The following is a 24219-nucleotide window of genomic DNA, read 5'->3' as shown; positions in this document are numbered from 1 at the left end:
CTTTGTCTCGATAGACCATAGCGCTTTACCCCATTGTTATTATGTGACGTTGTTATTCTCGACATAGCATCGACTGGCGATGTTCTGCATATGCAATGCCTGACATTGCCCTTCAACACTCATTATTTGGTTTTTTAGTCCAGGGGCCGCAAAAGCCCCTGTACTGTATTTCGTACTACAGCTGCTAGCGTGCGGATTACTCGACGGTAAACCTGCGGAGCAGAATCGGATCTGCGGATTCCTCACGAACAGCCAATCCCGCGCCTTGAAGCTTGATCCCCATGCGCAAAGCGGACGGATCAGCGGGAACCCCCTCCATAACACGCTCAAACCGGAACCAACCGTTACCTAGATCTTCCGCGGAACTGAGGGCTAAGTTGCTGCCATAGTTCCCAGCGTAACTGCCGCTGTTTTGCTGAATGTAGAGCTGTATCGCCATGCCGGGGTTTTCAGTGATGTAATAGTCACTAAGGTACAGTTCCACACCAACTGTCGCGCCTTCCAAATCTGGTAACTCACCTTCAGTAGCAAGATACATAATCGTCCGCTCGTTACTGTCTGTTGCCTGCCAATTCGGAGCAATGCTCAGCGCACCACTTTCGCTGTCGTACGATAAATCAGGAGCACCAGCGAGCCCCTGCCAGTTGTCATTGCCCCAAGTACCAGCATCAACCGACGCCTGAGAGGGAACAATTTGGAAGGGGCCAGAATCACTGGAAGAAACGATATTGATTTGCATCTTGTTAATAGTCAGGCGACCTGCTGGCTGATTCTTAACTTGTAGCCCAACCCGGATGGCCTGCCCCTCTTCTGCCACAAATGCCTCGTTCTCCGTAGCGCAATTCACTTCGTAAGGCACGCCCGCGGTCAATGAGCCATTGCCCACATAACAACTAAATTCACCGGTGTAACTACCGAAATTCAATTGAATTATTGGCTGAACATCAGCACCCGAATCTTTGAACGCCTGATCTACAGTGAAGGTCATATCAAAACTGCGACCAACCAAATCAACTGGGCCTTCAAGCAGATAAACCAATTTTTGATCAGCGGCGGTAGGCTCAAAATAGACACCACTTTCATCGCGCTGAACTGTGACCGCAGGTGCGGCATCCATTACCGTCCAAGCCGGATCATCCATACCGACGACTAACGGACCAGTGCCAGAAGCCGGGGTCAAGGTGACGTTATCTACCCACAAAGATCCACCAACCCCGAGAGCCTTGCCGTTAGCCACAAAGCGCACACCAATTTCGTTAATGTTGCGTAGGTCAAAGCCGTCATCGTGCCATCCAAAAGTACCGTAATCGATGGTCTCGACATCGCCCTCCATAACGGTTTCGCCGGTGCCGGCCGCCAATTCCCACATCTCAATGCGGTTCCAGCCAGCTTTTGGCCGATAGCCGATACTTACACCCTTACGCCCCTGAGCGTTACCCAACAATAGATGCATTCTCATCTTGCCGTCGTTGGCGTACTCGTCAGTGACATAGACCCAGATTCTGGCCGCAGAGCCTGTCATATCGCTGATTTCGCCCACAGCACCAACGATATCCAACTGATCAATATCGCTAGCCCACTGTGGTTCTACCGCCAACACTTGCTCACTAGCATTCCAGCTCAGAGCAGCAGTGGCGCTACAAGCATCTACGCAACGGCTACTCCAGTCGTAGGTGTCAGCCTCTTCACTGAAAGGGTTGAAAGAAAAAATACGTGGCTCGGCTGGCTCTGGATCGGGATTCCCCCCTCCTCCATCACCCCCACCATCTCCCCCATTATCTACGGGCGGTGGCGCCTGCTTCGGCCCTAGGTTGTTATCTCCACCACAGGCAGAAAGCACAAAGATTGTGCAGAATACGATGAGCATTTTTTGGAACATATTGAGACCCTCTATTATTCTAATCTTGGATTTAAATATTCTAAGCGCAAGCTAACTGAATCCGGCTGGCTTCCTCTCTGTGCTTATCGCAGCTCAACAATCCGTCGACTTTGGAGTCGATTGGAAGAGCCAAAACCGACTGAACAGAAGCAATACCCATAAAAAATTCAAAGTGAATAAGTCATCTTGGTTTATTTACGAGGAAGCAGCCGACCCTTTATTAACATTATGATCAGGTGATTTTTATAGAGCTGAGACCCTGACTGACATCCGCATGCGCACTTCAGAAAAAGTTATTTTTATCCAATTCGCTTGCATACTTGTGAACAAAGTCACCAACCCAATGAAGACTATACCCAAACACCATATGTGTCAATGTGACCATAAGACATGCAAACACTAAAAATTCACACAACTCAACTCAAAAATGACAGCGCTATCATTTGAAAAACAACAATCATTTCATAGACAATAATTATTTTTAACCAATAAAAAAGCCCGCATTCTCAGCGGGCTTTTTTATGTCCAAATTCAGGTCTTACGCAGAAAAAGGATGGCGCAAAACGATGGTTTCAATACGATCCGGGCCAGTTGAAATAATATCAATTGGTGCCTTGATCAACTCTTCCAAGCGGCTGATGTAAGCGCGCGCATTGGCGGGTAAAGCATCGAGAGTTTGAGCACCTACGGTCGACTCACTCCAACCTGGCATCTCTTCATAAATTGGCTTGATACCAGCCCAACCATCGGCATCGTAAGGCATACCTACGATTGGATTGCCTTTGGCATCTTGATAACCGATACAGATTTTTACAGTTTCAAGACCGTCCAGAACATCCAATTTAGTCAGGCAGATGCCGGTCACACTGTTGATACGATTTGCATGGCGCACAGCAACAGCATCGAACCAACCACAGCGGCGCTTGCGGCCAGTAGTGGCGCCGAACTCATGGCCTTTTTGGCCAAGATATTCGCCAATTTCACATTCCAGCTCTGTCGGGAACGGACCGGAGCCTACACGCGTAGTGTACGCCTTGGTGATCCCCAATACGTAATCAAGGTACAGAGGGCCGAAACCAGAACCGGTCGCAGTGCCGCCAGCGGTGGTGTTAGATGAGGTTACAAAAGGATAGGTGCCGTGGTCGATATCCAACAGCGAACCCTGTGCACCTTCAAACAGAATGCTCTCACCTTGTTCGCGAGCACCGTGCAACAGCTCGGTTACATCAATCATCATCGGCAGTAACTGCTCTGCCCAGAGCTTGCAGTCAGCCATTACTTTATCGAAATCAACTGCATCAACTTTGAAGTAGTTGGTTAGCACAAAGTTGTGATAAGTCAGGATTTCTTTCAACTTAACCGCAAAACGGTTCAAGTCAGCCAAATCACCCAGACGCAGACCGCGACGTGCAACCTTGTCTTCGTAGGCTGGGCCGATACCGCGGCCGGTGGTGCCGATTTTGGCGTCGCCACGTGCAAGTTCGCGCGCCTGATCCAGCGCAACGTGGTACGGCAGAATCAGTGGGCACGCGGGTGAAAGGCGCAAATTTTTGCGAACTTCAACGCCGGTTTCTTCCAGACCTTTGATCTCTTTCAGCAGCGCCTCAGGAGACAAAACCACGCCGTTACCAATCAGGCAGGTAACGCCATCGCGCAGGATGCCGGAGGGAATCAAGTGAAGTACGGTTTTTTTGCCGTCGATCACCAAGGTGTGACCCGCATTGTGGCCGCCTTGAAAACGCGTCACCAGGGAGACCTGATCGGTCAACAAATCTACGATCTTGCCTTTACCTTCGTCACCCCATTGGGTGCCCAATACCACGACGTTCTTGCCCATGACTGGTTTAACTCTCTGTGCTAGATAAAAAAGAAAACGGTTTGATTAAAGCGCGATGACTTGATACTGGCCATCTTTTAACACTAATTGGCGATCACAGCCTAACTCGGTCAGATTGGCATCACCATTAACAGAAATAATGCGTTGACCTTGTTGGCGCAGGGCTTGAATCGCCTGCCACTGCTGAGCATCACCGGTATCAACAACGGCAACGGCAGCAACACTGGTTTTGGACAACAGACCCAACTTGCTAATAGCAGTGATATCCACCGCAAAACCGGTCGCCGGACGCGCGCGCCCAAATACTTCGCCGATATGATCGTAACGACCACCGCTGGCGATAGGATTACCATAACCCGGCGCAAAAGCGGCAAAGACCAGACCGGTCAAATAGTGATAGCCACGCAGTTCACCCAGATCAAAATACAATTCTGCCGCTGGGTAGCGCTGTTCAATCACGCGCGCAACTTCATCCAACTGGTCTACCGCCGCTTGCGCCGCAGGAACACCAACAAACAATTCACGTGCGTTTTGCAAGACTGACTTGTTGCCCGCCAAACGTGGCAACATCAAAAACAATTCAGCCTTGGCCGGATCGGTAATATTAGCGGCGACCCAAGCGCGAATCTCAGTGGTCGCCTTGCGCTGCAGTAATTCAAAAAAAGTTTCTTCCTGAACTTTGTTCAGGCCGGCATCGGCAGCTATAGCACGATAAATACCGACATGACCTAAATCGATATGCAGGCGCGGCAAGCCAGCGACCTGTAAAGACTCCAATAACAGCGATACCACTTCGATATCCGCTGCGGGTCCCACTTCACCGTAAAGTTCAAGCCCTGCCTGAATAGGCGTACGGGTTGCAAGCGGGTTTTTCGGCTTGGTGTGCACTACATGGCCGGCGTAACACAGGCGATTGGCGCCAGTGTGATTAAAACTGTGGGCATCCATACGAGCGGTTTGCGGGGTGATGTCGGCGCGAATGCCCAGTGTGCGACCGCTCAACTGGTCGGTCACTTTAAAGGTGAGCAGGTCAACATCGCGCCCCAGACCGATTAGCAGAGAATCGGTGTACTCCAGCAGGGGAGGAATCACCATGTCGTAGCCCCAGGTGCTGTACAAATCCAGCAAGCGGCGACGCAAACTATCTATGGCTTTGGCCTCGGCGGGGAGAATTTCCTCCACTCCGTCCGGTAGCAGCCAACGATCAGCGTAGGTCATAAGCGACTCTAGGTTAAATGCAGGGTTAAATGCGCGCTTTTGAGGTAAGAATCCGGTAAACGCACATAAAAAAACCGAGCGGCTGGCTCGGTTGCGGCATTTTAACACTGTTTGCTGCGGGATTTGTAGGCTAATTACAATTAGATCACCCTGAAAAGTAAATCGCCCGCAGAGCGGGCGATTTAAGAGTCAAACTGATCAGCTAGTTTTTACCTTTCGGGTCTTTCAGGTAGCGGAAGAAGTCACTTTTGGGGTCAACTACCATCAAGTCTTCTTTACCACTAAAGCTCTGGCGATAGGCATTAAGACTGCGCACAAAGCTGTAAAACTCAGGGTCTTTACTATAAGCCTCAGCAAAAATCGCTGCTGCTTGAGCATCACCTTCACCGCGAATACGTTCAGCATCGCGATAAGCATTAGCTTCAAGAATCGCGCGCTGCTTGTCAGCATCAGCACTGATCACCTCCGCCTGCTCTTTACCTTGCGAACGATATTCGCGCGCCTCTTTTTCACGATCTGCCGCCATACGTGCAAATACTGACTGACTGGCCTCCGGCGGGAAATCGATACGCTTAACGCGGATATCCTTAACTTCCATACCTAGCAGTCTCACCGCATCTTCATTGATGCTTGCCGTTATTTCATGCATTAATTCGTCGCGCTTGCCAGATACCACATCATGTAATGTACGACGACCGAACTGGTTACGAAGACCATCTGATACACGCTGCGCCAAGCGGTTTTCCGCAGTTGCCTCATCACCGCTAGTGGCTTTGTAGTAGGTTTCGACGTCTTTTACCTGCCACTTAATGTAGGAGTCCACGACCAGACGCTTATTTTCTACAGTGAAGAAGCTTTCAGGGGTCATATCTGCCGTTAAAATACGGCCATCAAACTTCGCGATTTTGGCCCAGGGCTTTTTAAAATGCAGGCCTGGCTTGATATCCGACTCCACTAAACGACCAAACTCCAGTTTGATAGCACGCTGGTATTCGGTTACGACATACACCGAATTGAATGCCACTAAAAAGCCGATAATCAAAACAATAAGCGAAGCAAAACCTTTAGTCGACATTAGCGCATCTCCCGACGAACAAGGGGCTTGGGTGACTCAAGCGTCTGGGCAGCCCGACTATTAAACGTATCTGATTGAGTTTGCGCCTGTGAATCGGTAGCTGGCGCACGAGAGCCCATACGATCCAAAGGCAGATACAGCATATTGTTACCGCCCTCAACATCCACCATAACTTTGGAAGAGTTGGTCATCACGCTCTCCATAGTTTCAAGATAGAGACGCTCACGCGTCACTTCCGGCGCACGCTTGTATTCAGTCAGCAGACTTTCAAAGCGATCCGATTCACCCTCTGCGCGAGCCACCACTTCAGCTTTATAAGCTTCCGCTTCTTCGATCATGCGCTGCGCACGACCACGCGCTTCAGGAATAATCCCGTTAGCATAAGCTTGAGCCTGATTCTTCAAGCGCGCCTCATCTTCTTTCGCCCTGATCACATCATCAAACGCCGAGCGCACCTCCTCAGGCGGACGGGCATCCTGAATGTTTACGTTAATTACCTGAATACCGGCACCGTAAGAATCCATATAAGCCTGCAAACGCTGCTTCACCTCAGCGGCAATTGCCTGACGACCTTCGGACAACACCTGATTCAACTCAGTCGAGCCGATAACATGGCGCACCGCTGAATCAGTCGCATGGCGCAAACTGATTTCAGGGTCTTTAACGTTAAGCACGTAAGCGCGCACATCGGATACGTTAAATTGCACAGTGATTGGCAGCTCAACGATGCTTTCATCTTCAGTCAACATCAAACCGCGCGATGGATACTGACGCTCACCGGTCACGTTGACGATGTAAACCTCAGTGATCAAAGGCGCATTCCAGTTCAAACCTTCGGTTTTGATTTCAGAGAATGCACCAAATTTAAGTACAACGGCGCGCTCTTTGGCATCCACCTGATAAACACCTGCGCCGACATAAAAGAGCGCAGCAATCACCAATCCGATAACAAATAAGGGGCCGAAGCTGGCGCCGCCAGATGATTTACCACCACCTGATCCACCGCCAAACATACCATTGAGCTTGTCTTGTAACTTTTTAAACGCCTCGTCCAGATCCGGTGGGCCGTCATTATTCCTGCCGCCACCGCGTCCGCCCCAGGGGTCTTTATCTTTTCCCGGTTCATTCCAGGCCATAGTTTTTCTCCAGGTAGAAAGTAAAACAGTTTTGAGGATGCGACATGACGTTACTCTGCGCCGAACTCTTCATCGGCTGCCGATAAATCCTGACCATCCCACATCAAATCCTCGTAGTGCACAGACGCAGCACTGAGAATTCGCAATAAATCACTTTTAGGCAATCGTATTTGCAAAAGACTGGCACCATCTTCACGATAAGCTTCATCGACTACCGCTTGCTGGGTGTAAAGCATAGCGCGCAAACGCCCTAAGGTCGGTGCCAATACCAATCGCCCGCTCACCACCTCTTTACCTAATAACTCAGAGATTGCTTCTGCTAATAAATCGCAGCCTGCACCAGTTTGAGCTGAGAGCCAAACCGCGACTGGCTTGCCATGTTCATCGCGATCAATTTGCGGCTCGGCATCGGTGAGCAAATCGATTTTGTTATACACGCGCAACTGGGGTAAATCAGCAGCGCCAATTTCTTCCAACACCAGATCCACTTGCTCGACATTACGCAATCGCTCTTCCGCTGCGGAATCTATCACATGCAAGAGTAAAGTTGAGTTACTGGCCTCTTCTAATGTCGCTCGAAAAGCCTCAACCAATTTATGTGGAAGATGACTGATGAAACCTACGGTATCGGCCATCACTACCGCCCCCACATCGGATAACTCAATGCGACGCATAGTAGGGTCAAGGGTGGCGAAGAGCTTGTCTATTGCATACACATCCGAACCGGTGATGCGATTAAACAGAGTAGATTTTCCTGCATTGGTATAACCAACCAAAGACACAGTAGGAATGGCCGCGCGTTGACGTGAACGTCGCCCTTGATCGCGCTGGGAGCGCACTTTTTCCAAGCGCTGCTCAATCATAGTGATGCGATTGCGCAATAAACGACGGTCAGTTTCCAGCTGGGTTTCACCCGGGCCACGCAAACCGATACCACCTTTCTGGCGCTCCAAGTGAGTCCAGCCGCGAATCAATCGCGTAGCTGTATGGCGCAACTGCGCCAACTCTACTTGCAACTTACCCTCAAAAGTACGGGCGCGCTGGGCAAAAATATCCAGAATCAAACCGGTGCGGTCGAGCACACGACACTGAAGTACTTTCTCCAGGTTGCGCTCTTGGCTGGGAGTTAGAGTGTGATTAAAAATCACCAATTCTGCTTTGTGTTCAGCAACCAAATCCGCCAACTCTTGCAGCTTGCCGGTACTGATTAAAAACTTTGCAGTAGGGGAAACACGGGAACCACTGGTAAGAAAGGCAACAGGATCTCCTCCTGCGGACAATACCAGCTCTTCAAATTCGCGGGGATCTTCGGCTTCTTGGCCGTGAGATAAATTCAGGTGAACCAGCACCGCCAGTTCACCCGATTCGGGGCGATCAAAAAACAATTAGCGACCTCGAGGCTATATCAATAGCTTGATAGATTACTCGGCTTGCTCGTCTTCTTCGCCTTCGATACCGCCTGCTTCATTCAGCAGAGGAACGCGTACTGCACGTGACGGTACTACGGTGGAGATTGCATGCTTGTAAACCATTTGGCTTACAGTATTTTTTAACAGCACGACAAACTGATCAAATGACTCAACCTGGCCTTGTAACTTGATGCCATTTACCAAGTAAATGGATACAGGTACACGTTCCTTGCGCAGAACGTTCAGGTAAGGGTCTTGTAAGCTATGCCCTTTTGACATGTTTATCTCCTATGGACAAGAAAAATTATAGTAATTACCCACCCAAAATACCTGATACATCTAGCAAGAAGGGGGTGGAAGAATGCATGAAAATCTGACTAGGGTTCTCACGTGATCATTATATGGCTGCGGTACCTATAAAATTCAAGGCGCAACGCACAATTTCTTCCTTCGTGAGTGATTTTCCCTGTTCAGTCTCAGTGTATATCCAGTGTAGTTCACTATTTGAGGTTGTGTTCCAGCCGCGCAACCAGGTGAATTGACGTTTGGCTAATTGCCGTGTCGCAATAATCCCTCTTTCGATCATTTCGGGATATTCCAAACGACCATCAAGATAATCCCACACCTGGCGATAACCAACCGCACGAATGGCAGGCAGGTCAGAATGCAAATCGCCGCGGCGATAAAGTTGTTCCACTTCGTCAACCAAACCACCGGCAAGCATCTTTTCAAAGCGCACAGCGATTCGTTTATGCAGGATGGAGCGATCACGCGGTGCTATCGCTAGCTGGCAGACATTGTATCGTTCACAAAAAGACGGCTGCGCGGATGCGTGATGTTGACGCTCGCGTAATTGCGCCATGGTTTTGCCGCTGACGCGATACACCTCCAGCGCGCGACTGACCCGCTGGGAGTGATTGGGATGAATCTCGGCAGCGGTTTCAGGATCGACCTCGGCCAGCTGCGCATGAATATGTGGCCAGCCAAATACTTCTGCTTCGCGTTCGATTTGCGCACGCACTTCAGGATCGGCGGCAGGCATTTCCGCCAAGCCATCGAGCAGCGCACGAAAATAGAGCATGGTGCCACCGACCAATAAGGGGATACGCCCTTGGGCATGAATATCCGCAATTTCGCGCTCGGCATCTGCTAAAAAATCCGCGACCGAATAAGGCTCAGCCGGATCGCGAATATCAATCAGTCGATGCGGCGCCTGCGCCTGTTCTTCAGCGGATGGTTTGGCTGAGCCAATATCCATACCACGATAAACCAATGCCGAATCCACACTAATCAACTCAACAGGTAAATGTTGACGGAGGGAAATGGCCAGATCGGTTTTACCCGAGGCGGTTGGCCCCATTAAAAAAATGACCGGCAGCTTTTGCGCAGATGCGTTCATAGTTACTACTGCCCGCGCATAAATAATTTGTCGAGATCATCAAGCGACTGCAGCAGCCAGGTCGGACGCCCGTGATTGCATTGGCCGCTGCGCTCGGTCGCTTCCATATCGCGCAGCAGCGCATTCATCTCAGGAATCGTTAATTTGCGATTAGCGCGCACCGAACCGTGACAGGCCATAGTGCCGAGAATTTCGTTGATGTGATGCTGAATGCGTTCGCTGCTGCCGTGCTCGATCAAATCTGACAACACATCGCGCACCAACTGTTCCACCTTCGCGCGATTTAAAATCACCGGCAGTTGGCGGATCAATAAAGTCTCGGGTCCTGCGCGCTGCAATTCAAAGCCAAGTGATTTAAAAATATCGTAGAAATTTTCGGCGCAGTCTGCCTCTTTTTCACTGACAGCAATACTCTCGGGCACCAACAGCGGCTGGGTTTGGATACCGCCGCAGGCAAAAGATTCTTTCATGCGCTCATAGGTGATGCGCTCGTGCGCCGCATGCATATCCACCACAATTAAACCCTGCGCATTTTCCGCAAGAATATAAATCCCTTTTAATTGTGCGATGGCATAACCCAGCGGGGGGATTTCTTCATCTGCCGCCTCCGGCAATACATAGGTTGCTGCGCCAGCATAAGGCGTTGCGGGGCGATGCAACTCGCCATAACTGTTCATCTGTTCGCGCACAGCATCCGGTGAAATTGTTGATGGCTGATAGCTCGGCGCGTAGCTATTTGTTGATGCAGCGCGAAACCCCATCGTCTCCTGCCCTTTAAATTCACCAGCGGCAATTCCCTGAATGGGGCGAGCCGATGACAAGGCAAACGGATTTACACTGGGAGCCTCATCTGCGCCTTCGCCCAACTCGCGCTTGGCGAGCGTATCTTCCGGACGGACTTTGGCGAGCGCGTGATGCAAACTTGAATAAATAAAATCATGCACGCTGCGATTATCGCGAAAGCGCACTTCGTGTTTGGTGGGATGCACATTCACATCAACAGTCGATGGATCTAGCTCCAAATACAACACAAACGCCGGATGACGGCCGTGATAGAGCACATCCTGATACGCCTGACGCACAGCGTGGCTGACAAGTTTGTCGCGAATCGCGCGGCCATTGACATAAAAATGCTGCAAGTCGGCTTGGCTGCGCGAAAAGGTCGGCAGCGCTACCCAACCCCACAATCTTAGTGGCCCGCGTTCAATATCGATATGCACCGCGTTTTCCATAAACGCGGGGCCGCAAACTTGCGCAACGCGGCGCTCCTGCTCCAATTGCGAATCGCCCGCGCGCCATGAATAAATCGCACGGCCGTTGTGGCGTAAATTAAAGGCGACATCAAAACGCGATAACGCCAAGCGTTTTACAACATCTTCAAGATGAGTGTATTCAGTTTTATCGGTGCGCAAAAATTTTCGACGCGCAGGCGTATTGAAAAATAAATCGCGCACCTCAACAGTGGTGCCGCGCGGATGTGGTGCTGGCGACAATTGGGTTTCCATATCGCGGCCTTCGGCAACCACTTGCCAACCCGCGCTTTCTTCATTAGTGCTGCTGATTAACGCCAAGCGTGCAACCGAACTGATACTCGCCAAGGCTTCGCCGCGAAAGCCCAAGGTTGCAACGGCTTCGAGATCATCTAATTCGTAGATTTTGCTGGTGGCGTGACGGCTGAGTGCGAGCGGCAGATCGTCTTTATCGATCCCGCCGCCGTTGTCGCGCACGCGCATCAGTTTGATACCGCCCTCTTCCACATCGATTTCCAAACGTGTGGCGCCCGCATCGAGCGAGTTTTCCAGCAGCTCTTTAATGACCGACGATGGACGCTCCACCACCTCACCAGCGGCAATTTGGTTGGCGAGGCGCGGGCTGAGTAATTTAATTTTTCGCATGGGGGAAACCGCAGTTGGAACTATTAGGAGGCGGGAATTCGCAAAGTCTGGCCAATCTTGACCGTCGCATTTTTCATGTTGTTGTGGCGCTGTATCGCACTCACACTGACGCCGTAGCGCGAAGCAATGCGCGACAGCGTATCGCCCGCCACCACCTTATGTTGTTTGGGCAGAGCGGGCGGAGGAGTATAAACCGGCGCGGCCACTGCTCTTGTTGCAGCAATCGAACCTCCAGCGGGGATTTTCAGATTTTGGCCTAATTTCACCGTAGTCGTGCGCATATTGTTGTGCTGCATAAGACTTTGCATGCTTACGCCGTAACGCGCGGCAATGGCCGATAAACTATCGCCCGAGGCCACTGTGTGCGAACGCTCAATATCTTTTAACGCACCCGATTCAAGCTGCGCCGCCACATAGGTTCCCGCAGGTGGATGCTGATAAAAATGCTGCTTGATGCCTTTAAATACCGACTGCGCCATCTGTTTGCGATACGCCGGTGTTGCCAGTTTGCGCGATTCTTCCGGGTTGGAGATAAATCCTGTCTCGACCAAAATTGAAGGCACATCAGGTGATTTCAATACCATAAATCCAGCTTGTTCCACATGGCGCTTATGTAGATGCGCAATGCCGCCCATCGAATTTAATACGTGATGCCCAACCTGCAGACTTGAATTCAGCGTGGCGGTCATCGACAAATCGACCAACACGCCTGCGAGCACCTGATCTTTATCATCGAGGCTAATATCGCCCACACCGCCGATCAAATCCGATTCATTTTCACGCTGCGCCAAAAAGCGCGCAGTTTCAGAAGTTGCACCATTCTGCGAAAGCGCAAATACCGAGGCGCCGCGTGCACTGGCTTTGGTAAACGCATCCGCGTGGATGGAAACAAACAAATCCGCCTTCATGTTGCGCGCCAGATCGCGACGTTTTTTGAGCGGGATAAAATAGTCACCAGTGCGCGTGAGCTTACCGGTAAAACCCGGTTGCGCATTAATCGCTGCAATCAATTCTTTGGCGATAGCGAGAGTCACATCTTTTTCGCGCAGGCGATTCGGCCCCATAGCACCAGGATCTTCACCACCGTGGCCAGCATCTACTGCAATGACGATAAAACGTTTGCCACTTAAATCGGCGCGCGCTTGAGTTGCTGGAGGGGGGGAGGCCAGAGCTGCGGTCTGAGTTGCGGTTTTAACAGCCGATTTGGTTTGTGTGGCTACAGTTGGTTGGTTTGCAGGCGCAGGCGCGACAGCCGGTGTAGATACTGGTGCGGTGGTTGCGGCAGTTGTTGTAGCAGGTACATCATCGTAGAGATCAATCACCAGACGGTCATGCATACCGCCGTGAGCTTTGAGCGAGAAACTGTTGGGGGCGACTTTATTTTTTAAATCCAGCACCAAGCGCAAATCATTTTTGCTGGATACCGAACTGCGAATCGCCATGACTGGCGTTGTTTCGAGTGGCAATTTATTGAGGTCGCCCACAAGGCGACTGTTGGCGACATCCAAAACGATGCGCTCAGGATTTTCCATTTGCGTGAGCGTGTGCTTTACCGGCGCATCCAAATCCAACACTATGCGCGTGTGATCCGGCGCGCGCCACACGCGAATACCATTAACGGTGGCCGACTGGGCAACCTGAGCAATTAATACTATGCCCATGCAGCAAACAGCGCTCAGCCAACGAGAAAAAACCATAAGCGATCTCAGCAACATCAAAATAAAGTGTGCGCACTTTACCGCAAAACCCCTTTTTCGCTCTAGCATAATCGCCAAATTGATTACTAATCAACCAAGCTTAACGCACTCATTTGCATTGCCGTTTTAGACTAGTCAGTTTTCATGAACGATTGAATATCAAAAACCTGTGCTGCATGGGCGCGCATGAATTCGATAAATTCCACCTCGGGCAATGGCCGCGCAATCACATAACCTTGCGCGATGGTGCAGCCATCTTTTTTCAGAATATGCAGGGTTTGATCATCCTCCACACCTTCTGCAACCGTACTCAAACCCAGCTCGCGCGCCATCAAAATGGTTGAGCGCACAATGCTGTGGTTGCGCGGATTAATCAGCATGTCACACACAAAGCTGCGGTCGATTTTTAATTCGCGGATGGGGAACATACTTAAATAAGAGAGCGATGAATAACCTGTGCCGAAATCATCGACCGAGGCGTAGACACCCAACTCACTTAATTGTGTGAGCACCTGTTTTACCCGCTGCGGATCTGAGGCCACCGAGGTTTCGGTCAGTTCCAATTTAATATCGCTGGGCAACCCCTGATGACGAATCAAAGTTTGACTGATGATGTCCGGCAGATGGGTTTCGATCACATCGTGCGCGGCAATATTCACGCTGATGCAGCAGGGCAGCTCGCGCTTGCGCAATAGCACCGCCACACGCACGGCCTCGTCGATCATCTGCGCAGTGACTTGCTCGATCAAGCCGGAATTTTCCAGCAGCGGAATAAAAACATTGGGCGGCACCATGCCCAAACGCGGATGCTGCCAACGCACCAATATTTCGGCCGAGGTAATTTTGCCGGTGCGCAAATCCAACTGCGGCTGAAACACCGGATACATTCCCTGCACATTGCCATCACTGAAAATCGCCATTATGTCCAGATCGACACGGCTCGGCTCCATCGCCGCTTCATAAGCCAACCAGCGGCGCCGACGCGATTCACTCATCGCCAGCGCTGTCTCGGCATGCCGCATCAATTTACTCGCGGAGCGGCCATGCTCCGGCCAATAGGCGGAGCCACCGATCAATTGCGAACTTAAGCCCGGATCGGAATCGAGCATATCGCCGTGCAGATTTTCCATCAGCAGGTGCGCATCGGTTTTATCGATAAAGAGCGCAAATACGCCGCGCCCCAAATAGGCGGAAAAACTCCCGGGCAATTGCAGCAAATGATGCGCAAAGGTATTCACCAGCAACTCCGCGCGCACAAAACCAAAGGTGCGCACTATCACATCCAGATCGGCCAATTTAAGCAGCAGGATTTCTTTTTCCTGTTTGACTGGCAGCTGATGCGAATGAAAATAATCATCCAAACGGTCGATAAAATACGGCAGCCGCGCAAGGCCAGTTTGGCCATCAAAATTCAGCAATCGCCGCAATTCCTGTTCCGCCGCCTCGCGCTTGGTTAGTGCATCGCTAAGTTCATGGGTGCGCTGCGCCACCTGCCGTTTCAGGCTCCAATACCAACTGCCACCCAACAGTAAAAAGCCGCACAAGAGCGCAAATCCCAGCGAGAAAAAATGCAGCCAGCGCTTATCTTCCTCGGCCGGTTCTAACTCATTTTTCCACTCTTGATAAAGCGCCTGATAGCGTCCGCTTTCAATCGTTTTGAGTAGCGAATCCTGCAACCATGCAGCCAATTCCGGTTTGTTTTTATTGACCGCAAACGCATAGCCGCGCGACCAAAACGGCGGCCCCATACGCACCAATTCCCAGCCCTGTTCGCGCAGTAATTTATCTGTCGCCAGATTGCCCAGCACCGTGTAGTCCGCCTCACCATCCACCACCGCCTTGATCGCCGCCAGCGTATTTACTGTAAGCACCAACTCGGGTGGATTCGCCGACTGGCGCAATTGTTGATGCGCAAAAGATTCCTCCTCTACGGCTACACGCTTACCAGCAAGATCATTAACCGATGAAACCCGCGCGGCATCGGGCGCGGCATAAATCGCATGGGAGAAGAAAATAAAAGATTGGGTAAAGATGAATTTTTGCGCGCGCTCGGGCGAGTAGTACATGGGCACCACATCCAAACGCCCGGCTTCCAATGCGCGCATAACCTCCGGCCAGTTAGCTAGGCGATGCTCCGCCTTGCTGCCGCCAATACTTGCAAGCTCGCGCGCCAGATCGACGTTAAACCCTTTCACCTGATTTTTATCCATCCACTCCAGCGGCGGATAGGTGAGATCGCCACCGAATAAAACTTTATCGGGCGGCTCATAGGCCAACAGGGAACCCGGCAAGCACAAGCCGAATACGAACACAGATGCCATTAACCGCAGGCAAGTGATGGTCAAGCAGAAATGAATCTGGCGCATCCTTTGATCACTCGATAAGTGGCGCATCAACACCGATGGCCAATTGATCCAATAAGCCTAGGGCATGAACTGAAGTTTCACCAATATAAAGCTTTAAGCGCCACCATAATGATGGAAAGCGCCCGTGCAGGATTGGACCAATCGGCCAGAAGAAAGGTAATTCAGGAGGGAGGCAATAATGCGCTGAGCGCAGCGGATTCAGTGCGCACATCAATGTGACGGCCTTCGCCAGCGACGCTGATGTCGATCACCAAGTCGGGCGCAGGCAAGACACCTGTGCCGCGCGCAGGCCATTCGAGCAGACACAGGGTGTTATCGGCAAAGTAATCGCGGATGCCCATGTACTCCAACTCTTCCGGATCGCCGAGACGGTATAGATCGAAGTGATAGAGCGTGCGTGCGGCCAATTCATAGACCTCGACCAGTGTGTAAGTCGGACTTTTCACCGCGCCTGTGTGACCAAAGGCACGCAGTATGCCGCGCGTCAGGGTCGTTTTACCGGCGCCCAAATCGCCCAGCAGATGCACGCTGAGCGCGCCGGTATAGCGGATAAATGCCTGCCCGAGCTGCTCGCCCAGCGCAACCATTTCAACTTCATTTGCAGCCAGATAAGTCGGCATGATCAACCCCGCGCCTAGAGCAATTGGCCGAGGTAAGGAATCAGGTCAGTTGCAAGCAGGCTGCGCTGCCCCTGATCTTCCGCCGCCAGATCTGCCGCGCAGGCGTGAACCACTGCGCCCAAGCGCGCTGCATCTGTCGCCGTTAAGCCCTGTGCCATAAGCGCGCCGAGAATGCCCGAAAGCACATCGCCCATGCCACCGCTGGCCATACCGGGGTTGCCGTCAGTGACAACGCCAATCACGCCATCATCTGCCGCAACCAAGCTGCCTGCGCCCTTTAATATCACGCTGGCGTTGTAGCGCTCACTGAGCGCACGCACTGCCGCAAAGCGATCCGCCTGTACTTCGGCGGTGGTGATGTCCAATAATCGCCCAGCTTCAGCAGGGTGCGGCGTGAGCAACCAAGGGCTGTGTTGCTGATGCTTAGCCGCAGGCACAACGCGACCTTCAGCGAGAATATTGAGCGCGTCAGCATCCAATACCAGCGGCAAACCGGATTTAACCGCCTGCTGTAACATTTGCTCTGACCAGGGCGAACGCCCAAGCCCCGGGCCAACCACCAATACAGTCGGGCGAGTCAGCAGCGGTTCCAACTCCTGACCAGAGACTACACCGCAAGCCATGATCTCTGGGCGGCGCGCCAGAATCGCAGCCACATGCTCGGGGCGTGTCGCCACACTTACATTGCCTGCGCCAGTGCGCGCGGCAGCTTCGGCAGCCATCAGTGCGGCGCCACCAAAACCGGTATCGCCACCAATCACCATTACATGGCCAAAATCGCCCTTGTGAGCATCGGCCGCGCGAGGGGCGAGCAGCTCAGTCAGCTCACTTAAAGCCAAGCGCTCGGCACAGGGCGATACCGCATCATAAGTCGCTGCAGGCACATCCAAATTAGCAAGTACTAACTCACCAGATTGCGCCGCACCGCGACCAGTCAGCAATCCGCGCTTAAGCGCGATAAATGACAGAGTGAGGCTTGCCTGTACCGCAGCACCGGCAACTGCGCCAGTATCGGCATTCAAGCCAGAGGGAATATCCAGCGCCAGCACTGGCAAACGGCTGTGGTTGATCTGTTCAATCGCTTGGGCAAACTCGTCACTTGGCGCGCCGCGCAGGCCAATGCCCAAGAGCGCATCCACAATCACACCTGTTGTCGGCGCAACCGCTTGCGCAAACGGCGTCATAGGCACGCCTTCCTGCAAGGCAAACTCATAGGCTTGGCGCGCTTCGCCGGTAAGCTTTTCAGGTGCAGTCAACTGAATAATCTGCACTGGCAACAACCGCTGCGCCGCCAATGCCGCCAATACATAGCCATCGCCGCCGTTTTTACCTGCACCGCAGTAAATACTGATTTGCTCCGCCGCAGGGAAACGCTCCACCAGCAACTCAAAGGCTGCGCGCCCAGCGCGTTTCATCAATTGAATTGAGGGAATACCACTGGCTATAGCAGCGGCATCCAGTGCGTAGACCTGCTCGGCAGTGTAAAGGCCACTTGTGTAAAGCGCACTTGTGTAAAGCCCATTTGTGCAAAGAAAGGAGGATGAAGCGGTAATTTTCATAAAGCGCGACCAATATAGGCAGGCTGTGAGCCCAAGAATATAGACAAGGATATAGAAATGAATGGGCGCGATTATACGCAAGTTGCCAATGCGAGGTTACCCGAATAACGGGCAAAATACGGCGGCAACCAGCCGCGTTGACTATAGTGGGATCATTAGGCAGCAATATTGAAGGATAGCTTTGTCGCACCTGCTGTCTCATTTTTCGTTACCTGCGACTACAACCTCTACGACCACGGAATCGAATGTCAGAATTTACCCTGCACGCCATCACTGAAGGCGACTCATTACAACTGGGCGAAGTCTTTGCCAGTATCGCCGCCGCAGAAACCGGCAATACCAGCCAGCTGCGCCAACAACTGGCCAGCGAATGGTTTGATCGTTTTACCCAAGCCAACCCCTGGGATCACCAGCTGCAACCGTTGCTCGCCGAATTCAAACCCATTGCGCTCGCCTATATCGCCAGTAGCGATGAGTTTTACTGCAACGAAACCCATCCACTGCGCCGGTTTTTGGCGACCATCGCCCTGCCCGCCAGCCATTGGTGCCTACGCGATTCAAAACCCAACCAGCAGCTATTCGATAAGCTGAGCGCGCTTTTCTCCTTCGCGTGTCTCTACTGGTCGGGAAGCGAGGAAGCGCAGATCGCCGGCGCCGCCAACCTCAACCAAACCCTGGAGAGCTTCACCAGCTGGCTCGCGAGTGAAGACAAACGCGCTGCGCTGCTGGAGTCCCGCCTGTGCGAAACCGAGCTGGCCAACCTGAAACTCATCAGCGCGGAAACCCGCGTGTTGGATAGCATCAACCGCCACTTGGCGCAGCGCCCACTGCCCGATGAACTGCACAACAGCATCAGCGGCACATTGAAAAGCGAGCTGCAATATTGGGCATTCAACAATACGCCCGATGAGCTGGCGCAGCTGCCGCTGTGGAAAAGCTGGCAGCGGCTGTTACCCGCACTCGGGCAGTTGTTCAGCTGCGATGACACAGAGGTCGATGAGCAACTGCTGTACGAGCAGATCCCGCTGGTGCTCGCCGAATTGGAGCGCAGCCTTGAACACCCGAGTAGCAACGCTCAAGCCTATGGGCAGCTGGTCGAACAGTTCAATCGCTGCCTGATGGCAGCCATCCAAAAACAGCCCCAGCCGTGTTCGCGCTTTGCTGAACTCGCCACCCCCAACGGGCAGAGCGATCTGCACACGCACATCCCTAAATCCCTGTTACAGCAAACCGAACATATCGCGCTTGGCGATTGGATTCTGTTTGCCGGTGAGGATCAAACCGACATTCGCTGCAAGCTGGCACTGAAAAATCCCGAGTTGGATCAGCTGTTGTTTGTCGATCACACCGGGCGCAAGGTGATGAACAAAACCACCAAGGATTTTGCGCTCTGCCTCTCGACCGGCATTGCGCGCCCGCTGCCAATGCAATCGCCCGCCGAGGTGATCAACAATCTGTTGCCGCCACTGATCGAGCGCGCCAATCGCGGTGTGCACGCGCAATTACTGGCACAGAAACACAAAGCCGAGCAGCTGGTACGCGCGTTTATCGCCCAGCAACAGGCCGCCGCCGAAGCTGCTGAACGCGCGCGCCTTGCAGAGCAACAGCGGATGGAGGAACAACTGGAAGCGCGCCGCGCCGCCGCGCGCAAAGCCATGAATGAAGCGCGCGCACTGGCCGACGAAAAGAAACGCCGCGCAGCCGAGCAAGCCGCCGAAGCTGAACGTTTGCGCATCGAACAAGCCGCCACCCAAGCCGCCGAAGCCCTCGCTAAACAACAGCAGGCGACCCAAAGCGTGAATGAATTACAGGTTGGCGCCTGGCTGGAAATCAGTCAGGATACTGACTCTGGCGAGAAATTACGCGCCAAGCTATCGGTGATTATCAGCTCCAGCGGCAAGTATATTTTTGCCGATCAGGTCGGGCGCAAACTCGCCGAACTGACCCGCGAGCAACTGATTGCGCAGATCGCCAGCGAGCAGATCAAAATCCTGCGCAACGGCGACAACTTTGAAGACCAACTGGCCAAAGTGATTCGCGGTTTGCGCCGCGATGTCACCTGAGCCGCAGGGGAGGACGCCCATGAATAATAATGAACAACGTCAGGAATTCCGCCTCGACAATCAGCTCACCTTGATTATCGAACTCGACTCATCCGCCAACGGCGAACCCACGCTCGTCGTAAGCAAAAGTTTGGATATTTCTGCAAATGGCATACGCGCCATTAGCCATCAAGCCATCGAAAGCGACATCATTTTGCGCTGCTGTATTCGCGATGAAAGCAGTGACCGCCAATTTCTGCTGGTCACTGAAGTGAAGTGGTGCCGCCCGCATACTGATGGCGATTTTCTCATTGGCCTCAGCCTGTTTGATTCCGTTGGCACCGACATAGTCGAATGGAAAGAATTTATCGCGCAAATCTATACCGGTACAAACACAAATACCAATACCCCATAACAATAAGCCAGTCCTATCAGCCGCAAATTGAATTCATCACTATTGCTAAGGAGATTGCTATGACTACTACCACCCCGGACCTCAACCGCGCACGCCACCAGTTTCAGCAGCGCCGCTTTTTAAATATGCCGCTGGCGGGCATCATCTGCTGGATTTTGATCGGCATTGGCAGCAATTTCATTCACTCGGAAATGGGCAAATCGCTACTGGTGTTTATCGCCACCGGCAGCATTGTTTATCTCGCAATGCTACTGAGCAAAATAACCGGTGAGCCGTTTTTTCATCGCGAGAAAAATCCATTCGACACCTTATTTTTGATCACGGTGCTGATGGCTTTTTTGGTGTACAGCATTGCGATTCCCTTCTTCTTGCAGGATTACCGCTCGCTACCAATGAGTGTGGGGATTCTTACCGGATTGATGTGGCTGCCATTTTCCTGGATGGTGCAACACTGGATTGGTTTTTTTCATACCATCCTGCGCACCCTGTTAATTGTGCTGGCTTGGTTCTTCTACCCAGATCACTCTTTTGTGCTGATTCCAGCAATTATTGTCGGTATTTATGTGATCTCGATTGCGGTGCTGGAACAGCGCTGGCGCAGTTTGCAAAAATCAGCAAACCCACGCCACGCTTAACAACAAATTGAGCAGACTATTTCAGTAAGTACACCACATACACCTGCGCGCTGACTTTCATCACGCCCGGCTCAAACGGCTCGCTGGCAGCGCGCTGCAGGGTGGCGGAATCGGCCTTCATCACCGCTGAGTTGCCCATCAACTGACGATTGGGCAGCAGTTCCCAACGCTCATTGCCGCGATTGTTAAATTCGGAAATTGACCAAGGCTCGCCCGCCGTTTTTCCCTGGGATTTTGCCAAGCGATTGGCGCGTGCTTTGGCGTCAGCCATAGCGGCATCCTGCACTTTTTCTTCCACTGCTTTTTTGTCGGCGATAGTTAAATTGGTGCTGATGGTTTCCGAAATTTTTGCATCCACCATCGCCTTCATCATTTCGGGATATTTTTTTATGTCGCGCAAATTGATGTCGACCTGACGCGATACATTGTTGCCAGTCAACACACGCTGGCCGTCTTTGTATTCATATTCGGGGCGGATATTTAATGCAGTAGTAGCTATATCATTGGCCTTGATGCCAAATTTTTTCACCGTATCGATAAGCAGCCGCGAGCGCTCATCCACATCGGCCTTGGCTGCAGCCAAATCCAGATCAACCTTTTGAATGCTCAAAGTAAAGGTCATCATGTCCGGTTCAACTTCAATCTCCGCCGAGCCTTCTACATAAACATGGGGCTGTTCGGGCAAGGGACTGGCAAACACTATTGGGCAAAACGCCATTAGGACAAAAGCAAACTGCTGCAATCTCATCATTAACTCCTTGGTAAAATATAAACCTCAGTCTAACCCGCAAAACTGAACCTTAACGAAACAACATGTTAAAGAGTGTACAAAAAACAAGGGCAGCCTTTTGCTGCCCTTTTGCTCGATTTTCTTTACATTTTTCACATCTATCCACGCATTATGCTGATCGCTTATATCTGCACAAAATTAACATCAGCATGCCAAGACTGAACAACCATAATAGCCTTGATTCAGGAACGCTCGTAGGAATGGATGTCTCAAATTGTAAATCGTCGATTAAGGTGCCCCAACGCATATTGTAATAACCGCTGAAGGTAATCTCAGAAATCCCCCCCTCCGCGGCAAATGAAATCGGCTGCTGGGGGCGGTAAGGCTCATTGATCTCCATACCCATTGAACCGGAGGTAATTATTTTTCCCAGATATCCCCCTGGACCATAAAAGTTAATGGTATTGGCGTAATCAAAAGCCGAGCTGACGATCATCGCCACATATACGGGCAAGTGTTCATCGACAAATTTAATCTTCATAAAATTAGAGCCGAATAAATACTGCGAAAATTCGAGATCATATTGTGAGGAATAATATGCCTTACCCAAATAACCTCCCTGAACTAATATCCCCTGCGACACATACTGATCCGTGATAGGCGTGTCATACCACTGAGGATCTTCGGGTGGAACGTAAACGAAATCATTAAAATCAATTAATGCTGCACGTGCCGGACTGATCGACAGATACAGGATCAGAAAAAACAACGCTACTGATGCTAGAAAATAGAAAGACAGGAAACGTTTGCCGGAATGGAAATAGGCGTTCATATACATCACTCCTTCGGTAGCCATAGGGAATTTTTGCAAGCAACAACAACGATTAGCGCACGCAAAAAACAAACCACTCTTACGATAAGCACTAACGATATTCTTAAAATCAAACAACACATCAACTATCCCCCCAGAGCATGACAAACTGCCGTTCATTAATTCTGGCAAAATACACCCACCCCCTCTGTTAACGAGCAGCCATGCCAAACCTCGACCTCCACCAACTCGCCGCTGATATCAAACTCTGGGGCCGCGAACTTGGCTTCCAGCAAGTCGGTATTACCGATATCGACTTGAGCGACGCTGAAGTTCGCCTGCACGAATGGCTGGCCAAGGGCTATCACGGCAGCATGGAGTGGCTCGCAGCGCACGGCAATAAACGCTCGCGCCCGGCGGAATTGCTGCCCGGCACAGTGCGGGTGATTTCGGTGCGCATGGATTATCTGCCCGGTGACACCGCGCAAATCAAAATCCTTAAAGACCCGACCAAAGCCTATATCTCCCGTTATACGCTCGGGCGCGACTACCACAAGCTGATCCGCAAACGCTTGAGTGTGCTCGCGCAAAAGATTGATGATGCACTGCCTGAGGATTATCCATTCAAAGACAAGAGGCCCTTTAAAGGCCAAAACCGCGCCTTTGTCGATAGCGCACCCGTCATGGAGCGGCCGCTCGCGGAAAAAGCGGGACTGGGTTGGACGGGCAAACACACGCTGATCATCAACGATAAGGCTGGCAGCTGGTTTTTTCTCGGCGAGATTTTTACTTTCGTCCCACTACCGGTTGATGAACCACAACAACCCAATCAATGTGGCGAGTGCACCGCCTGCTTGAAAGTCTGCCCCACAGATGCCTTCCCGCGCCCCTACGAACTGGACGCGCGCCGCTGTATTTCTTACCTCACCATCGAAAACAAAGGCGCCATTCCCGAAGAATTCCGCGAGCCCATCGGCAACCGAATTTTTGGCTGCGACGACTGTCAGGCCATCTGCCCCTGGAATAAATACGCGCAATTCACCAACGAGACCGACTTTTTACCGCGCCACGGCTTGGCCGACAGCGATCTGGTCGATCTGTTTAACTGGACGGAAGAGGAGTTTTTAACCCGCACCGAAGGCTCGGCAATTCGCCGCGTGGGTTATGAGGGATGGCAGAGAAATATCGCCGTGGGTTTGGGCAATGCGCCGACTGATGAGCGCATCATTCAGGCGCTGAACGACAAAAAGGCACAGGCATCACCATTGGTGGTAGAACACATCGACTGGGCCTTGGCGCAGCAGGCCAATCCTGAGCGCCGCCGCAAACGCAAAATCAAGCAAGATTCACCCGCAAAGTAACATTCACCCGCAAATTGATCCGCTCAATCCCTTAATAGCCAGAAGTTTTCGCTATCGACTGTATTTTTGGCGCGCAAACAGGAATAATACGCACCCCTTCAAGAGCGCTGCCGTTAGAGCGGCGCCGTTAGATAG

The 24219-nt window shown here is 51.8% G+C and carries 19 protein-coding genes; 4 read left to right on the top strand and 15 right to left on the bottom strand.

Features of this window, described 5'->3' with window-relative positions; all coding sequences use genetic code 11:
- Positions 1–196 precede the first annotated feature (196 nt).
- The 13 genes from SPL68_RS05455 to SPL68_RS05395 all read right to left on the bottom strand — a co-directional run bounded on the left by SPL68_RS05455 (position 197) and on the right by SPL68_RS05395 (position 18090).
- The gene (locus tag SPL68_RS05455) at positions 197–1879 is read right to left on the bottom strand and encodes a family 15 carbohydrate-binding domain-containing protein (protein WP_323814064.1); all 1683 of its coding nucleotides are present in this window, start codon (positions 1877–1879) and stop codon (positions 197–199) included.
- Positions 1880–2417: 538 nt separating this feature from the next.
- Positions 2418–3716 (bottom strand): adenylosuccinate synthase, encoded by a 1299-nt coding sequence (locus SPL68_RS05450; RefSeq protein ID WP_323814063.1) that lies wholly within the window; start codon positions 3714–3716, stop codon positions 2418–2420.
- Between the two features lie 45 nt (positions 3717–3761).
- Complete coding sequence (locus SPL68_RS05445; RefSeq protein WP_323814062.1) at positions 3762–4934, bottom strand: ATP phosphoribosyltransferase regulatory subunit; 1173 nt, start codon at positions 4932–4934, stop codon at positions 3762–3764.
- 202 nt (positions 4935–5136) lie between these two features.
- Complete coding sequence (hflC, locus tag SPL68_RS05440; RefSeq protein WP_323814061.1) at positions 5137–6009, bottom strand: protease modulator HflC; 873 nt, start codon at positions 6007–6009, stop codon at positions 5137–5139.
- Positions 6009–7145 (bottom strand): FtsH protease activity modulator HflK, encoded by a 1137-nt coding sequence (hflK, locus tag SPL68_RS05435; protein ID WP_323814060.1) that lies wholly within the window; start codon positions 7143–7145, stop codon positions 6009–6011. Before hflK ends, hflC begins: the two co-directional genes overlap by 1 nt.
- Before the next feature lie 50 nt (positions 7146–7195).
- A complete protein-coding gene (gene hflX, locus SPL68_RS05430; protein ID WP_323814059.1) occupies positions 7196–8530 on the bottom strand; it encodes a ribosome rescue GTPase HflX in 1335 nt (444 codons plus the stop codon).
- A gap of 36 nt (positions 8531–8566) precedes the next feature.
- Entirely contained in the window at positions 8567–8833 is a 267-nt protein-coding gene (hfq, locus tag SPL68_RS05425) for an RNA chaperone Hfq (protein WP_039912679.1), read from the bottom strand.
- A 118-nt stretch (positions 8834–8951) separates the two neighbouring features.
- Positions 8952–9953, bottom strand: a complete 1002-nt coding sequence (miaA, locus tag SPL68_RS05420; protein WP_323814058.1) for a tRNA (adenosine(37)-N6)-dimethylallyltransferase MiaA — start codon at positions 9951–9953, stop codon at positions 8952–8954.
- 5 nt (positions 9954–9958) lie between these two features.
- A complete protein-coding gene (mutL, locus tag SPL68_RS05415; protein ID WP_323814057.1) occupies positions 9959–11848 on the bottom strand; it encodes a DNA mismatch repair endonuclease MutL in 1890 nt (629 codons plus the stop codon).
- Between the two features lie 23 nt (positions 11849–11871).
- Positions 11872–13545, bottom strand: coding sequence for an N-acetylmuramoyl-L-alanine amidase (locus tag SPL68_RS05410; protein ID WP_323814056.1), 1674 nt, complete (start codon positions 13543–13545; stop codon positions 11872–11874).
- 131 nt (positions 13546–13676) lie between these two features.
- Positions 13677–15911 carry a putative bifunctional diguanylate cyclase/phosphodiesterase gene (locus SPL68_RS05405; RefSeq protein ID WP_323814055.1) on the bottom strand — a complete coding sequence of 745 codons (2235 nt, stop codon included), beginning with the start codon at positions 15909–15911 and terminating at the stop codon, positions 13677–13679.
- A gap of 161 nt (positions 15912–16072) precedes the next feature.
- The gene (gene tsaE, locus SPL68_RS05400) at positions 16073–16531 is read right to left on the bottom strand and encodes a tRNA (adenosine(37)-N6)-threonylcarbamoyltransferase complex ATPase subunit type 1 TsaE (RefSeq protein WP_323814054.1); all 459 of its coding nucleotides are present in this window, start codon (positions 16529–16531) and stop codon (positions 16073–16075) included.
- A 14-nt stretch (positions 16532–16545) separates the two neighbouring features.
- On the bottom strand, positions 16546–18090 hold the full coding sequence (locus SPL68_RS05395; RefSeq protein WP_323814053.1) for an NAD(P)H-hydrate dehydratase: 1545 nt from the start codon (positions 18088–18090) through the stop codon (positions 16546–16548).
- A 245-nt stretch (positions 18091–18335) separates the two neighbouring features.
- Here SPL68_RS05395 and SPL68_RS05390 point away from each other — a divergent pair, with 245 nt between their 5' ends.
- Genes SPL68_RS05390 through SPL68_RS05380 form a run of 3 tightly spaced genes read left to right on the top strand, consistent with a single transcriptional unit; the run spans position 18336 to position 21182 of the window.
- On the top strand, positions 18336–20153 hold the full coding sequence (locus SPL68_RS05390) for a DUF1631 family protein (RefSeq protein ID WP_323814052.1): 1818 nt from the start codon (positions 18336–18338) through the stop codon (positions 20151–20153).
- A 19-nt stretch (positions 20154–20172) separates the two neighbouring features.
- Positions 20173–20547, top strand: a complete 375-nt coding sequence (locus tag SPL68_RS05385) for a PilZ domain-containing protein (protein WP_323814051.1) — start codon at positions 20173–20175, stop codon at positions 20545–20547.
- 59 nt (positions 20548–20606) lie between these two features.
- On the top strand, positions 20607–21182 hold the full coding sequence (locus tag SPL68_RS05380) for a DUF7010 family protein (protein WP_323814050.1): 576 nt from the start codon (positions 20607–20609) through the stop codon (positions 21180–21182).
- A 16-nt stretch (positions 21183–21198) separates the two neighbouring features.
- On the opposite strand, the gene SPL68_RS05375 is transcribed toward SPL68_RS05380, so the two are convergent.
- Complete coding sequence (locus SPL68_RS05375) at positions 21199–21933, bottom strand: SIMPL domain-containing protein (protein ID WP_323814049.1); 735 nt, start codon at positions 21931–21933, stop codon at positions 21199–21201.
- A 148-nt stretch (positions 21934–22081) separates the two neighbouring features.
- Complete coding sequence (locus tag SPL68_RS05370; protein WP_323814048.1) at positions 22082–22744, bottom strand: hypothetical protein; 663 nt, start codon at positions 22742–22744, stop codon at positions 22082–22084.
- Positions 22745–22947: 203 nt separating this feature from the next.
- Here SPL68_RS05370 and queG point away from each other — a divergent pair, with 203 nt between their 5' ends.
- On the top strand, positions 22948–24084 hold the full coding sequence (gene queG, locus SPL68_RS05365) for a tRNA epoxyqueuosine(34) reductase QueG (protein WP_323814047.1): 1137 nt from the start codon (positions 22948–22950) through the stop codon (positions 24082–24084).
- Positions 24085–24219 lie beyond the last annotated feature (135 nt).

This window comes from Cellvibrio chitinivorans (assembly GCF_035117775.1).
Classification (GTDB): domain Bacteria; phylum Pseudomonadota; class Gammaproteobacteria; order Pseudomonadales; family Cellvibrionaceae; genus Cellvibrio; species Cellvibrio chitinivorans.
The sequence above is the reverse complement of the archived record's forward strand: the minus strand, read 5'-3'. Positions and strand labels throughout refer to the sequence as shown.